At 50.7% G+C, this 16,501-nt stretch carries 21 protein-coding genes and 1 pseudogene; 9 read left to right on the forward strand and 13 right to left on the reverse strand.

What is annotated here, in order from left to right; translation table 11 throughout:
• Nucleotides 1-8: 8 nt before the first annotated feature.
• Nucleotides 9-119 (reverse strand): annotated as a pseudogene (locus JVX88_RS39395) (molybdenum cofactor guanylyltransferase); the annotation flags it as partial.
• 415 nt (nucleotides 120-534) lie between these two features.
• Between JVX88_RS39395 and def the strand changes: the two are divergent.
• Nucleotides 535-1,095 (forward strand): peptide deformylase, encoded by a 561-nt coding sequence (gene def, locus JVX88_RS29605; RefSeq protein WP_211622074.1) that lies wholly within the window; start codon nucleotides 535-537, stop codon nucleotides 1,093-1,095.
• A 66-nt stretch (nucleotides 1,096-1,161) separates the two neighbouring features.
• Here the strand turns inward: def and JVX88_RS29610 are convergent, their stop codons facing one another.
• Together JVX88_RS29610 and JVX88_RS29615 are read right to left on the reverse strand one after the other, a co-directional pair.
• A complete protein-coding gene (locus tag JVX88_RS29610; RefSeq protein ID WP_225931215.1) occupies nucleotides 1,162-1,494 on the reverse strand; it encodes a sulfite exporter TauE/SafE family protein in 333 nt (110 codons plus the stop codon).
• A gap of 408 nt (nucleotides 1,495-1,902) precedes the next feature.
• A complete protein-coding gene (locus JVX88_RS29615) occupies nucleotides 1,903-2,556 on the reverse strand; it encodes a helix-turn-helix transcriptional regulator (protein WP_211622075.1) in 654 nt (217 codons plus the stop codon).
• Between the two features lie 258 nt (nucleotides 2,557-2,814).
• Here JVX88_RS29615 and JVX88_RS44535 point away from each other — a divergent pair, with 258 nt between their 5' ends.
• From JVX88_RS44535 to JVX88_RS29635, 4 genes are all read left to right on the forward strand, one after another.
• Complete coding sequence (locus tag JVX88_RS44535) at nucleotides 2,815-2,949, forward strand: Rid family hydrolase (RefSeq protein WP_410503807.1); 135 nt, start codon at nucleotides 2,815-2,817, stop codon at nucleotides 2,947-2,949.
• Nucleotides 2,936-4,459, forward strand: coding sequence for a hypothetical protein (locus JVX88_RS29625; protein ID WP_211622076.1), 1,524 nt, complete (start codon nucleotides 2,936-2,938; stop codon nucleotides 4,457-4,459). Before JVX88_RS44535 ends, JVX88_RS29625 begins: the two co-directional genes overlap by 14 nt.
• Nucleotides 4,456-4,965, forward strand: a complete 510-nt coding sequence (locus JVX88_RS29630; protein ID WP_211622077.1) for an ATP-binding protein — start codon at nucleotides 4,456-4,458, stop codon at nucleotides 4,963-4,965. The genes JVX88_RS29625 and JVX88_RS29630 overlap by 4 nt, the downstream gene beginning before the upstream one ends.
• 268 nt (nucleotides 4,966-5,233) lie before the next feature.
• Entirely contained in the window at nucleotides 5,234-5,755 is a 522-nt protein-coding gene (locus JVX88_RS29635) for a photosystem I assembly protein Ycf3 (RefSeq protein ID WP_036003179.1), read from the forward strand.
• A 130-nt stretch (nucleotides 5,756-5,885) separates the two neighbouring features.
• On the opposite strand, the gene JVX88_RS41245 is transcribed toward JVX88_RS29635, so the two are convergent.
• The 4 genes from JVX88_RS41245 to JVX88_RS29655 form a co-directional block, all read right to left on the reverse strand.
• Nucleotides 5,886-8,447, reverse strand: a complete 2,562-nt coding sequence (locus JVX88_RS41245) for a hypothetical protein (RefSeq protein WP_211622078.1) — start codon at nucleotides 8,445-8,447, stop codon at nucleotides 5,886-5,888.
• A gap of 130 nt (nucleotides 8,448-8,577) precedes the next feature.
• Nucleotides 8,578-8,859: a GGDEF domain-containing protein gene (locus JVX88_RS29645; protein WP_211622079.1), complete on the reverse strand. Its 282-nt coding sequence runs from the start codon at nucleotides 8,857-8,859 to the stop codon at nucleotides 8,578-8,580.
• 150 nt (nucleotides 8,860-9,009) lie between these two features.
• Nucleotides 9,010-9,321 (reverse strand): hypothetical protein, encoded by a 312-nt coding sequence (locus tag JVX88_RS29650; protein WP_211622080.1) that lies wholly within the window; start codon nucleotides 9,319-9,321, stop codon nucleotides 9,010-9,012.
• 569 nt (nucleotides 9,322-9,890) lie between these two features.
• The gene (locus JVX88_RS29655) at nucleotides 9,891-10,262 is read right to left on the reverse strand and encodes a hypothetical protein (RefSeq protein ID WP_263975300.1); all 372 of its coding nucleotides are present in this window, start codon (nucleotides 10,260-10,262) and stop codon (nucleotides 9,891-9,893) included.
• An 82-nt stretch (nucleotides 10,263-10,344) separates the two neighbouring features.
• On the opposite strand from JVX88_RS29655, the gene JVX88_RS29660 reads away from it, so the two are divergent.
• From JVX88_RS29660 to JVX88_RS29670, 3 genes are read left to right on the forward strand one after another with little or no spacing between them, the layout of a single operon-like run.
• Complete coding sequence (locus tag JVX88_RS29660) at nucleotides 10,345-10,647, forward strand: hypothetical protein (protein ID WP_211622081.1); 303 nt, start codon at nucleotides 10,345-10,347, stop codon at nucleotides 10,645-10,647.
• Between the two features lie 15 nt (nucleotides 10,648-10,662).
• On the forward strand, nucleotides 10,663-11,934 hold the full coding sequence (cas8a1, locus tag JVX88_RS29665) for a type I-MYXAN CRISPR-associated Cas8a1/Cmx1 (protein WP_225931216.1): 1,272 nt from the start codon (nucleotides 10,663-10,665) through the stop codon (nucleotides 11,932-11,934).
• Nucleotides 11,846-12,631, forward strand: a complete 786-nt coding sequence (locus tag JVX88_RS29670; protein ID WP_263975301.1) for a cyanophycinase — start codon at nucleotides 11,846-11,848, stop codon at nucleotides 12,629-12,631. The genes cas8a1 and JVX88_RS29670 overlap by 89 nt, the downstream gene beginning before the upstream one ends.
• A gap of 112 nt (nucleotides 12,632-12,743) precedes the next feature.
• Here the strand turns inward: JVX88_RS29670 and JVX88_RS29675 are convergent, their stop codons facing one another.
• From JVX88_RS29675 to JVX88_RS29695, 5 genes are all read right to left on the reverse strand, one after another.
• Nucleotides 12,744-13,271: a helix-turn-helix domain-containing protein gene (locus tag JVX88_RS29675; RefSeq protein WP_211622083.1), complete on the reverse strand. Its 528-nt coding sequence runs from the start codon at nucleotides 13,269-13,271 to the stop codon at nucleotides 12,744-12,746.
• Nucleotides 13,210-13,656, reverse strand: a complete 447-nt coding sequence (locus JVX88_RS43385) for a hypothetical protein (protein WP_211622084.1) — start codon at nucleotides 13,654-13,656, stop codon at nucleotides 13,210-13,212. The genes JVX88_RS29675 and JVX88_RS43385 overlap by 62 nt, the downstream gene beginning before the upstream one ends.
• 196 nt (nucleotides 13,657-13,852) lie before the next feature.
• Complete coding sequence (locus tag JVX88_RS29685) at nucleotides 13,853-14,401, reverse strand: DUF4330 domain-containing protein (protein ID WP_211622085.1); 549 nt, start codon at nucleotides 14,399-14,401, stop codon at nucleotides 13,853-13,855.
• Between the two features lie 337 nt (nucleotides 14,402-14,738).
• Nucleotides 14,739-14,987: a TetR/AcrR family transcriptional regulator gene (locus JVX88_RS29690; protein ID WP_211622086.1), complete on the reverse strand. Its 249-nt coding sequence runs from the start codon at nucleotides 14,985-14,987 to the stop codon at nucleotides 14,739-14,741.
• A 5-nt stretch (nucleotides 14,988-14,992) separates the two neighbouring features.
• Nucleotides 14,993-15,742 carry an alpha/beta fold hydrolase gene (locus tag JVX88_RS29695; RefSeq protein ID WP_211622087.1) on the reverse strand — a complete coding sequence of 250 codons (750 nt, stop codon included), beginning with the start codon at nucleotides 15,740-15,742 and terminating at the stop codon, nucleotides 14,993-14,995.
• A 197-nt stretch (nucleotides 15,743-15,939) separates the two neighbouring features.
• Here JVX88_RS29695 and JVX88_RS29700 point away from each other — a divergent pair, with 197 nt between their 5' ends.
• Complete coding sequence (locus JVX88_RS29700) at nucleotides 15,940-16,218, forward strand: carboxymuconolactone decarboxylase family protein (protein ID WP_211622088.1); 279 nt, start codon at nucleotides 15,940-15,942, stop codon at nucleotides 16,216-16,218.
• Nucleotides 16,219-16,220: 2 nt separating this feature from the next.
• Here JVX88_RS29700 and JVX88_RS29705 read toward each other — a convergent pair whose 3' ends face one another.
• Nucleotides 16,221-16,475 (reverse strand): J domain-containing protein, encoded by a 255-nt coding sequence (locus JVX88_RS29705; protein ID WP_211622089.1) that lies wholly within the window; start codon nucleotides 16,473-16,475, stop codon nucleotides 16,221-16,223.
• Nucleotides 16,476-16,501 lie beyond the last annotated feature (26 nt).

Raw genomic sequence — 16,501 nt, forward strand, 5'->3', positions numbered from 1 at the left:
ACTCGTTGCAGCAACGGCACTCCATCGATCGCAATCAAGGCTTTGTCTTGCCCCATGCGGGAACTGAGTCCACCCGCCAGCACAATAGCATTAATTCTTTGTAGCTTGGTCTGTGCCATGTCACCTCATATCTAATTCGATTCCTACAACTACTTTGCTCTTACCGGAATTATATTCACCGGTTTTCAACCATCCTCACAACTTCAAACCCAAAACTTGCCCGCTGATGATTAAGTACCTCGGCATAATTAAAAACCAGATTCAAAACCCTGCACCGCTTGCGCAGCGGACGGCGCAGGGTTTTGGGTTTTATGTTTAATTATGCTCACCTACTTAAGTAAACCTTTTGATACGTTTGCCGGTTGTCCACACTCACAGTCCACAACTTAAAACTTAAAGCTCAAAGTTTAAAGCTTAAAACTTTTGCTTTAATTTTCAGCAAGGACTCAATAAATTTAGCCTTAAGGGATACGACATGGCTGAAAAGATCAGGGTAAAGTTAGGCTGGAGGTCTATCGTCAAGCGAGGCAAGCTATGACCACTGTACAAACTGCGCCCAAGCGCTTAGAAATCTCCCAGTTAGGCAATCCAATTTTGCGCCAGATTGCTCAGCCGATTGACAATGTCCATGACCGCAACATCCAAGCGTTGATCGATGATTTGCTCGCTACCTTGATCGAATTGAACGGGGTTGGGATCGCGGCTCCCCAGGTTGCTGTTCCCTATCGGTTGTTGATTGTGGCATCTCGTCCGAATGCTCGCTATCCGCATGCGCCAATCATGGAACCAACGGTGATGGTGAATCCCCATCTCGTTAGCCATTCCGGTGAGGTCGTGAAGGATTGGGAAGGATGCCTCAGTGTGCCGGGAATCCGGGGACTTGTGCCGCGCTATCGCTGGATCGAGGTGGAGTATATCAGCCGCGAGGGTAGGCTAATTCGTCAAGAGCTGACCGATTTTGTAGCTCGCATCTTTCAGCATGAGCTGGATCATTTGAATGGCATGGTATTTCTCGATCGCCTCGAAAGCGTTAGAGACATTGTTACCGACCAAGAATATCTCTGTCGTCTAGTTCCGACTCGCACGGTTGCTTGATACCAGTCGCTGAATGCTTATAGAAGACACCGTTTATTCATCCATTGAAGTTGTTGCAACTATAGTTCAAACCCAGTTTAGAAAGCCCCAAGCAGAAAGCCCTCTCAGGAGCATATACACCGCTAAACCGATCAAAAAGACCCGAAACAGTAAGTTGACCGTCTGATCGGGTAAGCGAGGCAACAACCGAGTTCCAAACTGAGCACCTAAAACACCACCCATTCCCAAACAAAGTCCGGGGATCCACAGTACATTGCCATTCCATGCATGTTGGGCCAGTCCAGAAATGGCAATCGCTACAATTGCCCCTAAACTAGTCCGCACCGCCGCTTTGATTGATTCTCCTAAAAACAGCATTTGCAGCGGTACTAGCCTGAAAAAGGCTGTAGAATGCTTCAAAAAAGATTGCCAAATAATTTTTATATAGTTGCATCTTAAACTGATCTGCTCCGTGCAGACATCTGAAAAACGGATTAATTGTACATCCACGAAATAAAGATTCTGATATAGCCCATTCGGAGGTGGTAGGAGGCATTAGGGATATATCTTTAGTCGTAGCGAGCTACGTTGCCATCAACGAAAGTTATAAAATTGCGTCGATTGCTGGAATATTGAATCAATTTGCTGTATTTATTTATGAATAATCTGCTGTTCCTCGCTCTATGCTGATTTCCTTAAAAAACTATCGATAATCGGTAGTCCCCTTTAGTAAAGGATAGAGGAAAATAGTTCACAATCCAGTTCTCCCCTGAAGCTGAAATTGCCAAACTGCACGAAAGCTTCTGGCAATAAGGTGTAGAATTTATTCTAGTCTTGACGTGAAACTCGATACACACAGCGTCGCTCACCAGCAATAATATGCTCTGTTCGTTCCACAACCGCATCTAGCAAAATACGCTGAAATATTTCTAATTCTCTGGCACATAGCCCCGTACAGGCAGTAGCAGCGGCACAAATCGGGCAGTGATTTTCAATCAGCAGAAACGTACCCTCATCGAGGGTTTGGATCTCAGCCATATAGCCCTCTTCGGTTCGCAGGCTTGCCAAAGCTTCTAGTTTTTGTCCCAGGGAGGTTTGAGCGGGAATAGCAGACTGGTACGCCTCCAGTTGATGGCGCGTTCTCACATCCAGGAGTTGCTCTAGCCCAGCCTCACCAAAGGCTTCCTTGACCGAATCGAGCAAGCTTAGTGTCAGATCGGCATAACCATCAGGAAATAAGCGATCGGCGGCAGGAGTGAGTTGCCAGAGCTTAGCAGGCCGCCCCATTTCGCGCGCTTCTTCGTAATAGGTCACCAACTGTTCTGCTTGCAGCGCATAGAGGTGCTGCCGAACCGCCATCGCCGAAATACTCAAGTGAGAGGCCAGTTCCTGCGCATCTGTAGCCCCTTGTTGCTTGAGAATATTGACAATAGCTCGCCGGGTCCGATTGGTGGCTGATTTTTTCTGAGCGTTGGTTCCCATACTTACAAAATAAAGAAAAGTCTTTACAAAGTCAATCTATCCATCTACGATACTTTCTAAAGCTCTTGCTTTAATAAGCCAATTGGCTCAACCTCCGCTTCTGAACAATTCACCATGATTAAAACAATTCAGCACCTCAATCCAAATGGATTGGTCAATCCTGCTCACTATGGCTATACCTAGATAGTTTTAGTTCCCCCTGATAGCACCCTCGTTTACATTGCCGGACAACTAGGTGAAGATGAGCATGGTAATCCAATTGCAGCCAACTTTGCAGCTCAACTCAAGCAGGCATTTTCTAATCTGCGAACTGTTCTAGCGGCGGTTGGAGCAACTCCAGACCAAGTGGTGAAAATTACGCTGCTTTCAGTAGATCACGATGCCGAACGCTGATTTTTCCGATTTGTTGTTCCAAGGGGGCAACGAATTATCCCTAGAGAGTACCGATGAAGATTTGTCGGGACTGCTCAACAGTAGCGCTCAGTCAATGCCGGCAGAAGCCTCCCTGGATTCGCTGTTTGATTTGGAAGATTCCGGTGAAGTTGGACAAACCGAGGATTCGCAAGGGTTAGACCAATTATTGGCCGGACTAGAGCCAACCTTCGGCTCTCTAGACGCTTCAGGTTTCGATGCTTCAGATGCTGCCTCCACTGACTTCCAGTCTGACTACTCCGATACATCGCTATTTGACTTAGGCTCTACAGAATCAGAAGAGCCACCTCAAGCCCTGGTCGATAGTAGCGAGGATTTAGCGCCGCTGTTTGATCTAGAACCAGTTGATCTAGAGCCAGTTGATCTAGAGTCAGAGGAATTACCCGACTTTACGCTAGAATTTTCCGACTCTGCTGCACCGTCTGAAATGGCAGGGTTAGAATCCGCTCTAGTTGGCTCAGAAGATAGCTCAGAAGAATCGTTTGATCTGTCGGGTTTGGGATTGGGCGAGGAGCCAGAATTATCTGCCGAATCAGAACCTGCAAATTGGCAGATCGCTGATCCTTGGGGAGAGGAGACCCTATCCGAGTTGTCCAATCTGAACTTGGATCTGGCAGCATCCGATCAGGACTTGCTTGCCGATCCCTTTGCCAACCTTGGTGGTAACGAAAGTACTGACGAAAATTCTAGCGAAGCTGAGCTGTTCACCCTCGATCTCGAACCAGATCAACAAAACGCTAGCAGCGCCGATTTTTCATTAGATTTTCCTGAAGTAGGCTCCTCGGATGAGTCAGAGTTCAGCTTCATCGACTCAGCTATAGAAAGCTCAGAGCTGCCGTTTGATACTGAATTAGCTGAATCGGCTGAATTCTCAGATCTAGCTTCAGATGAGCTGGATTTCGCATTGTTTGGAGAAGCGGAACTGCCGCCCGATTTTGGAGTAGAGAACAGTGCCCCGACAGTTTCGGACTCAAGCAGTTCAGAATTCTCGCCATCCCCGATTCAGGACGATGCTAGTTTTGACTCGGCCCTGAATCTGTTTAGCAATAGTGCTGACGATAGCTCTGATGACAGCCCTGCAGTTGAGGCAGCACCTACCGCTGAAGATTTACCAACAGACCTAAACGATTGGTTTACAGCTGATCTAACTGAAGCCTCAGGAACGGTAGAAGCTGTTAACTTATCGAGTTTTGAGCTACCAGAGGATTTTGCTGAAACTGACAGCGCTCTGACTTCGAATGCTGCCTCCGATCTGGATGATCTATTCCTATCCTCGGACGGGGTCGCAGCAGATGACGAGCTAGGAGGTGAACCGAATACTCAACTGGGTAATTTGGCAGAATCATTGGAGTCGGGTCAGGTCCGAGCTTCAGAAGCCGAAAATCCGTTTGCTGAATCAGAATTGGAATTTGGGCTATTTGAAACGGATGAAAACAAACGGCTCAACGCCGCGAACAGCAAATTCAGTTGACCGTCGAGCCAGGAAATCGCATCTGGGTATTGGATAAGGACAAAGTTCGCCAAATGCTTTATCACTTGGTTTTTAGTGTGATTCAAGCCTCTAGTTCCGACAGCGTCATCCGGATTCATGTCTCTCGCAAACAGAACGCTTTGCACCTCTCGGTTTGGGCTTCCCATCCTTGGCTGGGCGATGGTCTGCCTCAGGTCGCGCTAGCGCTACACCCGCCCGATCCAGAGACCGATATCGCTCTCGTCAGTACGGAACCCGCAGGCTGGACGGCTCTGCCCGCTTGGGACCATCTCGAAACCTGGGAAATTCCTACCCTCAGTACCGAATCCAAGCCTTCTCAGCCAGCCGATTCTCGTCAAAGTCTGGGGCTAATGCTGAGTCAGCAGTTGGCACAACTGCATGCGGGGGACATTGTGATTCAAGGCTCGGCAGAAGAAGGCTACCGCTATGTGATTCGCCTCCCCCAGCTCAAACCGGGTACAGAGCCAGTCTCCCATCAGCTTTGACGTCTGCATTCCTTTGGTTCCTCTTAGCACCGCTCGCTCGCTTTGTCTACATCAGGCAGGGAGCGAGTTTTTGTTTGATTTAATCACTTGAAATACCCTGAGTAGACTGAAAATCAAGCAATCGAGCCAAACCGATCTGCGAAATAGACCATTCCTCTAAAACAACACGCTATTCTTTTAAAGTGAAGCGCTAGGACAGAGCTTCTACTTGCTTCAATTTGCTTCAATCTAGTTTGAGTCATTTAGCGCCAACTTTTAAGAGGCACCTATGCCAAGATCTCAACGCAACGATAACTTTATCGATAAATCTTTTACGGTAATGGCAGATCTGATCCTCAAACTGCTGCCAACCAGCTACACCGCTAAACAAGCCTTTGCCTATTATCGAGACGGTATGTCTGCCCAAGCCGATGGCGAATATGCTGAGGCTTTGGCCAACTATGAAGAGGCTCTGACGCTGGAAAACGATCCACGCGACCGCAGCTTTATTCTCTACAACATGGGCCTAATCTACGCCAGCAATGGCGACCACGACAAAGCATTGGAACTGTATCACCAAGCCCTAGAGCTGAACCCCAGCATGCCCCAGTCGCTCAACAACATTGCGGTGATTTACCACTATTTAGGCGAACAGGCCCAAGAAGCTGGCAAGAGCGAAGAGGCTGACTCCTATTTTGACAAAGCCGCCGACTACTGGCAGCGAGCCATTCGCTTAGCGCCCAATAACTACATCGAAGCCCAAAACTGGCTCAAAACGACTGGACGGGCCAAGCTAGATGCTTTCTTCTAAAGAGTTTTGAGTTTTAAGCTTTGAGTTTTGAGTTGATTAAAGCGTAGTTTGATCGTAGTAGTTCGGGGAGAAGGCAGAAATCAATTGGCCTAGAAGTGTTTAATTCCCTTATCACTTCAACACTTAAGACTCAAAGCCATCTTTTTACGGTCCATCCCTCCCCGAGGCGCCAGCGGAAGATGCTGTTGCTGAGGGGGTGGCCCAGACTCGAGTAGGGTTCCGGCCTGTGGTTGGTGTAGAGCGCCGGTCCGCGGCCATCGTCGTAGACGGCGTAGTGGATCGGGCCGCCGGCCTGGCCAGCGGGGTTGATGAAGGCCGGGTCGACGGAGGTCCAGCCCGTGTTGCCGTCCCACTGGAGCACGCCCGTGATGCGCGGCCCGCCGTTGACGTTTCCCATTGGACCGATGGTGTATGTGGTGGTGCCGCCGTCGAGCGTGAAGGAGGAACGGACAAATGCGAGCTGTGTAATCGGCACCGTCTCCTGCGGGGTCCAGGCGATGAGACGCCACGTGCCATCGTCGAATACGCCCACGCCAGGTCGCCGTCCTGCCGGTGCTCCGATGAGACCGAGCACTCGATGATCGAGCGGCATCGGGCCGGGGGTGCTCGGGTACGCGACACATGTGGAGCCGCCTGGAACGGAGCGCCACTGGACACCATCGAACTGCACGGTCGTCCTGCGGAGGCTCTGCCAGCACGTCGCGGGCGGAGCCACGATTGACGCCGCGTTCAGGGTCAACTGATGCCCTCGGCCAAAGTCGAAGACATCGCTATCACGAGAATCGAGCCGATGCTGCCCGCTGATTGTCTCGCCGGGAACGATGTCCAGTGGCAACGGGTGGATCGTCCAGTGGTCGCCCCGGAACTCCGCAACACCACCCACAGGTCGTCGCAGCACCCAGAGCTTTGGACCCCTGTTTGTCATTCCCTTCAAATAGGTCGGCGTCGATTCACCGGTCGGCGGTGGCGACGGCAGGGTCATCCACCGCGCCGGGGAGGGCTGTGCGAGGGCCTCAGGAGCCTCAGAGAGCCCCAGCGCCGCAACTGACGCTGCGACGCATGCGTACGTGCAGTGGACGGCAAACCACATCTTCATGGCTGCGGACGCTCCATCCAGCGCATGAGCCGCCATTGGGTGGTGTTCTGGGTGTCGGTCCACGAGCCGATGGTGAGCAGAATGGTGTCCGATTCGATCTGGCCCCAGACGGGCGGGGCCGGCGAAACCACGACGAATCCGCTGTCGCTCACTCTCCCCGCGCCCTGGATCGACCCGGGTGGGACCGCGGCCCAGCGGGGCCAGTGCAGCGGAGGTGAACCCGGAAACGTCGCGTGCTGACCCAAAGTTCCCGCCCACGACATGACGATGGTTTGCGTCGGTCCGCCGACCGGGCCGATCGACCCGGTGACGAAGACGCCCCGTTTGTCGCAGCCCTGCGTATGCGAGCCTTGGTTCATGACGTTCGCGGAGTAGGTAATGGAGAGAGCATTCACATCTTGCTGCACGCCATCTTCTTGACGGAAGAACCAGCCGTTGAGGAACTGCTCGTTTGGGAGCGGCGGAACGCCGCTTTGGGCTCTGAACGTCCGCAGCCGCGCCGTCCGCGGGCCATTTGGCGTGCTGCGGAATTCCGCCCGATTCTTCGCCACCTAGCAGCACTTGGGCCTCTAGCATTCGGTCAGCAATGTATTTGTAGCCGATGGGCGTTTGGTATACAGGCAAATCATAGAACTCGGCAACTTTTGGGATCAGGTTGGAGCCGCTGATAGTTTTGATCACCTCGCCGCTGTAGCCACGATGTACAGCCAAATGCTCGATCAGGATCGGGATGAGGATCTGGGAGCTGAGGAAGTTGCCCTGCCCGTCTACTGCTGCTACCCGGTCGCTATCCCCATCAAACACCAGCCCAACCACTAGATCAGACGCCGATTGCTGGCGGTAGGTTTTAATTGTGTCGAACATGCTTCCCAAATAGCGGGGCAAGGGTTCAGGCGCACCGCCTTCAAATAGCGGATCGCGGTTACTGTTTAGCTCCCGAATCCCATCTCCCAACAGTCGAGCCAGCCCAGTGGCCGCGGCTCCATGCATCACATCTGCAAAGACCGTCAGCTGGCCGCTGGCAATCGCGGCTTGAATCGCTGCAATATCGACTTTGGTGCGTAAGCCATCGCAGTAGCTCTGCCAGGGATCAAAGGTTTGGATCGCAGTTACCTTGCTCTCTAGTCTGCTCTCTACAGTTTGGTCCGACTGCAACATCGCCTCGATTTTTTGCGTTACTTCGGGAGGAACCGATCCACCAAATCCGCCCTTCACCTTGAGGCCAGAGTACATGCCGGGATTGTGGCTAGCAGTAATTACCAGTGCGCCTAGGGCGTTTTGCTGTTTGGCAGCCCAGCTAAAGGCCGGAGTGGGTGCGTAGGTTTCCGACAAGAACACCTCAAACCCGGCAGCACTCACTGCATCAGCGGCGGCCTTGGCGAATTCTTCCGACAGGAAGCGACGGTCGTAGCCCACGATGATGGTACGGCTGTTGATGGTATCGCCATAGGTCTGAGCTAAGGCCAATGCAGCCAAGGGGGCGACCCGCACCACCCGCTCGAAGGTAAAATCAGCGGCAATGACACCGCGCCAACCGTCGGTACCAAAGGCAATCGGTTTTGCGGCCAGAGACGCAGGAGAAATAGGGGCAGCCATAAGTTCGTAAGTTTAGAGATCCTAGTTAAAAATCGTAACGCTGGTTTGAGTGTACCCGGCAACCAGCCGACCATCAATTTTTACGGTTGCAATCAACTACATCAGGGAGAGGTGAATTTAAGTTTTGAGGTTAGCCTTGTGTTTTGAGGGCATAAACCCGGTCGCGGCCTTGCCGTTTGGCTTCGTAGAGGGCTTTGTCGGCGCGTTGCAGAACGTCCCAGGCTGAGTGGTCGCAACTGGGGTCTTGTTGGGCAATCCCAAAACTGGCAGAAATTTCTAGCGCACCGGCTTTTGTGACAAAGGGAGCCGATCGCATGGCTCGCCGTAGCCGCTCCGAAACTTCGATGGCCTGATCGAGCGGTGTATCGGTGAGAATAATCACAAATTCTTCCCCACCATAGCGGTAGGGCAAACGCCCATCACCAGGCTCCTAACCTAACTCCTCTACTTCTCTTTTCCATCTCCAATCATATGTAAGGGCGAAGCATTTGCTGATAGATCTATATGCTTGCACTCTAGACTATTTGGCAAATGCTTCGCCCCTACCGAACCAACGGCTCCCTCACGGGCAGAACGGATCTTGATGCGGAATGCAAGGAGGCGGATAGGGCTTTGATGGCGGCAAATGGGAATCAGGCGGATAGGGATAGGGCGAATGGAAGCTATCCTTCAAGGCCCAAAGAAAAATTAGGGCAAGGTAAACCATCAGAATATACACCCATAGGGGTGTACCTTTTGGTTTATCGGGCGGCTTTATAGGCTTACGTTCAATCGTAGTAACAACCTGCTCATTATTTTGCAGATTGATAATTTCGATATTAGGGCCAGTGCCGCAACTGCCGCTACAAGAACCCCCACAGGAACACTTGCTCATATGACCTTTGACGAACTTTACAGGAACGAACGCCGGAATTACACTTAACTCCTTTCAGAAGCAGTATAAAATATTACTCTGAAAAACTCCATCTTGATTCGCGGTTCAGCTTAACTGGAACCCCTAATCCAGCACAATAACTAGCTCAACCAAAAGTCACACCGCTGCCTAGCTCAATCATTCTAGGCAACATTTTCAACAGAGACTCCACCGCCTTCGAGATGCATTAACTGGATGGATGCATCTCTTATAGCTAAAATTTCAACACTAGATATTAATTTTACGGAAATTGCAGTCTCTTTTAACAAAAATGTGAGTTTCTAAATGTTGACCGGAATGCATTTTTATAAATGAATTAACCCAAAAACTATAGAACTAAAGTATTACCGTTGATTCCTGAATGGACGCATATGCACTAGGGGTAATAAACTTTGGTCTATTTCTACGCTAAATATTGAGTTAATGCAGTAATATCAAAACGGTAATCGGAAGCAAAGGATTGAATCCAAATTGCTATCCTTGGTCAATGCAACTGGCGTCCAGAAGCCAACTTAGGCTGCCTGCGTAGGTTAATAATGACAAGAAATCTTCTCTGGATTCACCTGAAACTGGATACTGCTCGCACGTTTTTTACCAGGTAATTCCTGTGCTCCCAAGATATAGCCATCCTGCCGCAACTCTTCTACCGTGCGCCAAAAGATTTGATTATTTCGAGACGAGTTACTGCCTAGTAGATCCAGATTTTTGAACAGATATTGTTTAGAGATAATCAGATATTGCCCATCTCGTAATGCATCCCACTTCATGCGGCTGGCTAGATAAATCAACAATTTAGTTTTGTAATCACATTTTGCATTGCTACCCAGCTTTTGGCTGATATCAATATCGCCGGCAAACAGCACATAATCTCCCGTGCGTCCAGGACCATCAAAAAATTCCAAAGAGACCGTATAAGCGTCGGCTAATTCATAGGTATAGTCTGCCGCTTTTGCTAGGTCAAAATCTCTGGGCTCCCAGGCAGATTTGGCACTGTGGCTAGAACAAGCAGCGGTACAGGGCAATCCTGACCACGGTTCAGTATGGCTCGATGGCGCGTGGCGCACTTATCCAACCTCGCTGCGGCAAGCTGGCTATACCACGACCGTGCTTCTGGAACAGGATGTGCAAACAATCGAGAAACTGCCGGCAAAACTACTGCCACGCTACACCGTGCCGTTGGTCGTGAACAGCAAGCAGACCAAAGGTTGGAAAAGATGTCGGGGCTATCCGGTTGCGCCAGCGGATGCTTGGGGCTATTCAGAAGAGATTGGTGCCTATCAACGCTAAAGGAGGTGATTCATTTTGACTGAACTTGTATTGTCAATTTTTGACCCCAACACACTATTACCCCACCGGGCAGGGATTGCAGGACTGGCGCTGGCATTGTCTGTGGTGAACCCAACTGATGCACCGTTGCAGTGGCAGGTGACAGAAGATGCCGTGACCCTAGCCTGGGAAGGAAGCGATCTAGAAGCAGTGCAATGGCTGTTGCAACAAACCTATCGTGCAGATCAGGGGTATTTAGAAGTGCCTGCCCTCAAACTAGATGAACAGGGGCGCTACATCTTCACCGAAGGCGTGATGTCTACGTTTTTGCAGCACAGCAAACAGCGCAATCGGGAGAAACAAACGGTTCCGCTCACATTTCTCGTTGAGGATGATAAGCCGGAAATTCGGATTGATTATCGCCCCGTAATTGACTGTTATTACACCCGTGACGTTAAAGAAGCGTTCAACAGTAAGGGGGCATTCAAATCAGAAATTCCGCTCAAGGGGCATCATCTACCCGGATTGGTGGAATGTTTTGTCAACGGGGCTTACATGGAGACGCCTAGCGGGTTTCTGGCGTTGCTGTTTCTGCCGCTTGCTTGCGGGTATTACCAACTGCCAGGCTATCGTTCAGCTTTGGTAATTCCAGAAGTCCGCAACCTGAAGGAATGGGTTAACCTACGGCGACGAATGCCGGGACGTACCTATCGCAGTTTTCGCTCCAGCAGCGCCGGGGAATCTGCCTTGCATTTTCTGTTGCAGGAAAAGCTGGTGGAAGACTCGCAACAGTTTCGAGTGGATTACTGTGAAGTGTATCAGTTAGGTAGCCAGCCCTGGGACGGCAATCAATCCTACCTGAAGCAAGTGGTGCATCGAGTGCAGGTGAGCGACCAAGTTTTGGGTTTGTATGAAATTGCGTCTCGGCTGCTGCCACCCAGGGTTAAACTCCGGCAGGACGGTAATGGCACTTGGCTGGCAGAATCCAAAGTGCTGGCTTGGATTAGCGACAACCTGATTGCCAACAAATCTTGGTACAACGGTTTTTTTGAGTTTCGCAAAGCAAATCCAATTTATCCAGAAGACCGAAGAGGACTGATCGTTATGACTGAACACTTAACGCCAGATGAACAAGTGTTGTTTGATGCAGTGCAGGGAGCATTTAGCGCCTATCTGCGGGATTGGTGGGGCAGAAGAACGCGACGGAGAGGCCAAAATTTTGCGGGCGTTTATCCAGTTAGCAGGCGGCAGAAGCGCTCAGATTGTGGTGTTGACCGCAGCCACCAGCGAACCGATCGAGGCGGGTGAAACCTATGTTGAAGTGTTTGAGCGGCTTGGGGCTAAAACGGTGTGGGTCGTAGATACCCGCGATCCGGATGACGCCAATCAGTTTGAGGCCGTGTGGGCGATTCGGCAAGCCAGCGGGATTTTTTTTACCGGCGGCGATCAGTCCCGGATTGTCGAGCGCATCAAGGGCACGATTCTAGAGGATGCGATTCAAAAACGCCACTCCGAAGGAGCCGTGATTGCTGGCACTAGTGCCGGAGCTGCGATTATGCCCGAAGTAATGATTGTGCGCGGTGAGTCGGAAACCAGCCCCCGCAATGATGCCGTTATGCTAGGAGCCGGGATGGGGTTTGTCTCCGGCATGGTCGTGGACCAGCACTTTGCCCAACGGGGCCGCTTGGGACGCCTGCTAACGGCTCTAGTACTCCAGCCCAGCATCATCGGCGTTGGCGTAGATGAAAATACGGCGTTAATTGTGAAGGGCGATGAGTTTGAGGTGTTGGGCGAAGGAGCCGTCACGATTGTGGACGAATCCGAGCTGACCTACAAAAGTTCCAATGCCATCTGGCATAGTCGCTCCCAGCAGGATAGAACTGGACCCAATCAGGCCATGTCCGTATTTGACATCAAGCTGCATATTTTGGCTGAAGGCTGTCGGTTTAATCTCAAAACGCGCCAACCTATTGTGGCAAATATGGCAACGGATGAAATGGATTAGGATAAATCCGGATGGTTGGGACTCCGAACAGATGAAACAGATAGAACAAGCATCCACCCTATGCGCTCCGCGCAGGCTCCGCCAACCACCCATCTACCCCTACGCGGCCACATTAGCCCGACTTCCGGGGTGGGCTTTGCACGGAATTGGACAGGCTGATCCGGTCGCTCAGTTGGCGCAGATTGCGAGCTAGTTCTGGGTCGGCTTCTTTTTGTTGAGCAATTTTTTCGCAGCTGTAGAGTACGGTCGTATGGTCCTTTCCACCGAAGACTTCGCCGATTTTGGGCAGACTCAGATCAGTATGCTGGCGCATTAGATACATGCAGATCTGGCGGGCAACGCTAATTTCCCGGCGTCGGGAGGCGCTTTTCAAATCTTCAATCGAGACACCATAGGTTTCGGCTACGGCATTCATCACGGTTTCCGGCGAGGCTTCCACCTGATTACTGGGCGGATTGAGCACCGGAGCGATCGAGTCCACCGTCATCGGTAGGCCAGAGATCGACACATAGGCCACGGCTCGAATCAGTGCTCCCTCTAGCTCTCGGATGTTGGAGGTGTAGCTGGAGGCGATGTATTCAATTACCTCGCGCGGCAGGCGCATATTTTCGTATTCGGCTTTCTTTTGCAAAATTGCCATTCGGGTTTCTGATTGGTCCGTTGTAGTCCATCGTGATCGTCCAATCAATAGTGTTGACCGTGACAACGCTTTCGATTGTAGGAGTGGTAAAGCCCGGAGGCCCACCCACAAAATTAAACGTCAAGGTGCCATCGCCGTTATCCACAAAGGGGGATTCTACACTGGGGCCATGCATCGCTGCCTCAGCCTGATAGACAGAAAGTCCCCCATTCTCTCGTTCAGCCGCCATGCGAGCTAGATTCTTGGCTCGATTTAAGGCAATGGCCTGGTCAATCAGCATTTGGATACGCTCTTCCCGCGTTTGGGGGCTTCCTGCTTGGGCCAAACCGGGAGCAGCAATCAGCAATACCAAGACCATTGCACCTAAGCTATAGAGTTTCTTCATGGATTTACCACAGTTGTAAATATCACTAGCCTAAAAAGACGCCTACGGAGGCAAAAAGTTACAGTTGTAAATATCACTAGCCTAAAAAGATGCCTATGGAGGCAAAAAGTTGCCTCATCAGGTAATCAACTAGAGAGTAGCCAAGGTTCCACATGCAACAATGGCCCCTGATTGAGATCTGGCCATTATTTAGGGGTTAACTTGACTTCTCAGGCTCCAAAATTCTGACGCCTACGACTGGAGCATTGAAGCGGTAGGTTTGGCCCTCTAATTCCAGCGGGGTTCCAACCTTAACCTTGCTGCCTGCCAATACCGGACCATCCTCCAGTACTTGGGCTTCGCCTTTGAGCGTCACCATCATATCGACGGTATATTCCAGTTCGGGACGGGGATCGGGCATGGGTTTGACTGAGCCGTCTGGCTGCGGCACCGCTACCGAACGCGGCAAAGACTTGACGCCTAACACGTCTACTTCCCCAGCGGGCTGATTGCGAATAATAATTTTGGTGCGTTTCTGCTCTTGCAGGCTGGTCACAAAAACCTTGGGGTCACTCACCGTCAGACCCCGGACAATCACATCAATTTCCACCGGTTTGGTAGAAGCACCAATTTGCGCCACTGAAGAGCCAGAACCACCGGGCAGCAAAAATAATCCCGCTACGACCATGAGGATAATCAGCCCCGCTCCAATGTCGAGCAGGCTAAACTTACCAAACAACCGACCTTTAGAATCTAAAATCGCCATATCGCGTCATCTCCGCGATTGCAGAAGAGAATTGAAAGTTCAGATAGCACTCTACCAGATTTTTGAGGAAGCGAACTGAGATTGGTATTGCTATCCTATACCAGTTATCAATTATCAATTATCAGTTATCAGTTGTGGAAATGAAGGCTAGAAGCAGAAGCCAGAAGTCAGGATCAGAATGGTTCTTGGTTTGTAGCACCTCAATGGCTCTTGTAACTTATCGTAGGATGGCGCCATTTAGGCCTGCGCTGCTAGATGCTTCTACATGAGCATGAAACTAAACTTGTCGGGAATTATCACTTCACCCACTCTCAATCAACGGATCTAAGCACCCACGCTAGGATCGGGGTATCTTCATCACAACTAATACGTCATCAATGCGACGATCGACTAAGGCACTCAGTACCTCCTCTTTGCTCCTGAAGTAGTGATACAGCAATCCTTTGGAAATTTGTGCTTGTTTGGCAATGTCTTCGATTGACGTTGCATAATACCCTTTCTCGCAGAACAAGCGCAGGGAAGTTGCGAGAATGCGTTCCATTGTTTCGCGGCGGATGCGATCGTTTTCGGCTGGGGTACGGGGCATCGGAGCTACGGCTTGAGAAATTGACGGATGAGCTGAGAAACCTCATCGGCATGAGTCAGGGTGGGCATATGGTCTGCTCCTTTGAGATAGGCAAAGCGAATATGCGGCACTTGTTGAAATAGCTCTGCAACATGCAAATTATCCGCCATATCCTCCGTGCCGATGATAAACAGCGTTTCGGGTTGCAGTTCGTTTAACCGCTCGATCGTCGGCGGCTGTGTCCACTGCATCTCAAACGTCTTCCACTCAAATGATCGTTGAATATTATGCCGACTCATGTCAATCATCAGGTTACGTGCTTGGCTCGTCATCACAACCCGATACAAGCATTGCGCCAACATTAATTCAGTCATCTTTTCCGCATCTGGCACTGCTGCCTTAATTTGCATAAACTGCTGTTGAATCTCTGGCGAAAACTGGAAACCCGACAGCCCCGGTGCAATCAGAACCAGCTTGATCACTCGATCTGGATATGCGAGGGCAAAATCGGTGGCAATCTGCCCCCCGATCGAGTGACCCACGAGAATGGCGCGATCAATGTGAAGGTGGTTGAGCAGCGATCGTAACTCTTCCACATAATTAGCGGGGTCGAGCAGTGGGGGCGATTGTCCAGCACCCCGTCCATCAAAGGCAATCACTTGATAACTCTGAGCCAATTGCGGAGCAATCCACTGCCAATCCCGTAAATCGGCTCCCCCGCTGTGCAGCAGAACCATTGCCTCACCGTTGCCTTGAATTTCGTAATGCAGATCCATCTCTGCCTCCTTGAGAACAGCTACGATAATCGATTCAGCTAAATCCTGAACGCTTTAGGCTGATCGATTTACTGTGGTTAATTCCAATATATCTATGACTGACCAGACAGTCAATGAAAAAATAAGGGTAAAGTGTGTCACGGCTAGAGCCGCTACCTCATCTCATAAGTAAACCAATCATTTCTTGGAGATTCACCATGCAGGCAAGACTAGACCTAAACGCGAATCCAGCCGCTTATCGAGCCATGTTGCAGCTCAGTCAGTATGTTCAGAACTGTGGCATCCATCCAACGCTGCTGGAACTGATCAAAATTCGCGCCTCGCAAATTAATGGTTGTGCGTTCTGCATTGATATGCACACGAAAGATGCCAGACTTCGGGGTGAAACTGAACAGCGAATTTACGCGCTTAACAGTTGGCGCGAAACGCCGTTTTTTACCCCTGAAGAACGGGCAGTTTTGGCGTTTACCGGGTAGTGCTACACGGCTACATTCTCAGTAGCCTGAAATCTTGCCCAATTACCGTAGCTGAGCCGCTGATCGTAAGACTGCCGCTGGCTGGGATCACTCAACACTTCGTAGGCGGCATTGATGCGAGTGATCCGTTCGTGACCGTCAACGGCTCGATTGGTATCAGGATGAAATCGTTTCGCTAAACGGCGGTAAGCTTGCTTAATTTCAGCTTGACTCGCCGTTGGGTGAATTTCTAGCGTATCGTAGTGATTCTCTGCCATACGCCTATTTTATCGGCATCGGGCCT

The organism is Leptolyngbya sp. 7M (assembly GCF_018128485.1).

Coding starts and splice junctions, on each gene's coding strand:
- JVX88_RS29690 (WP_211622086.1), bottom strand. CDS start 14,987: ATGCCCCGTACCCCAGCCGAAAACGATCGCATCCGCCGCGAAACAATG.
- JVX88_RS29650 (WP_211622080.1), bottom strand. CDS start 9,321: ATGAGCAAGTGTTCCTGTGGGGGTTCTTGTAGCGGCAGTTGCGGCACT.
- JVX88_RS29695 (WP_211622087.1), bottom strand. CDS start 15,742: ATGGATCTGCATTACGAAATTCAAGGCAACGGTGAGGCAATGGTTCTG.
- JVX88_RS29675 (WP_211622083.1), bottom strand. CDS start 13,271: ATGGCAATTTTGCAAAAGAAAGCCGAATACGAAAATATGCGCCTGCCG.
- JVX88_RS29625 (WP_211622076.1), top strand. CDS start 2,936: ATGCCGAACGCTGATTTTTCCGATTTGTTGTTCCAAGGGGGCAACGAA.
- JVX88_RS41245 (WP_211622078.1), bottom strand. CDS start 8,447: ATGGCTGCCCCTATTTCTCCTGCGTCTCTGGCCGCAAAACCGATTGCC.
- JVX88_RS29685 (WP_211622085.1), bottom strand. CDS start 14,401: ATGGCGATTTTAGATTCTAAAGGTCGGTTGTTTGGTAAGTTTAGCCTG.
- JVX88_RS29635 (WP_036003179.1), top strand. CDS start 5,234: ATGCCAAGATCTCAACGCAACGATAACTTTATCGATAAATCTTTTACG.
- JVX88_RS29700 (WP_211622088.1), top strand. CDS start 15,940: ATGCAGGCAAGACTAGACCTAAACGCGAATCCAGCCGCTTATCGAGCC.
- JVX88_RS29615 (WP_211622075.1), bottom strand. CDS start 2,556: ATGGGAACCAACGCTCAGAAAAAATCAGCCACCAATCGGACCCGGCGA.
- JVX88_RS43385 (WP_211622084.1), bottom strand. CDS start 13,656: ATGAAGAAACTCTATAGCTTAGGTGCAATGGTCTTGGTATTGCTGATT.
- JVX88_RS29705 (WP_211622089.1), bottom strand. CDS start 16,475: ATGGCAGAGAATCACTACGATACGCTAGAAATTCACCCAACGGCGAGT.
- def (WP_211622074.1), top strand. CDS start 535: ATGACCACTGTACAAACTGCGCCCAAGCGCTTAGAAATCTCCCAGTTA.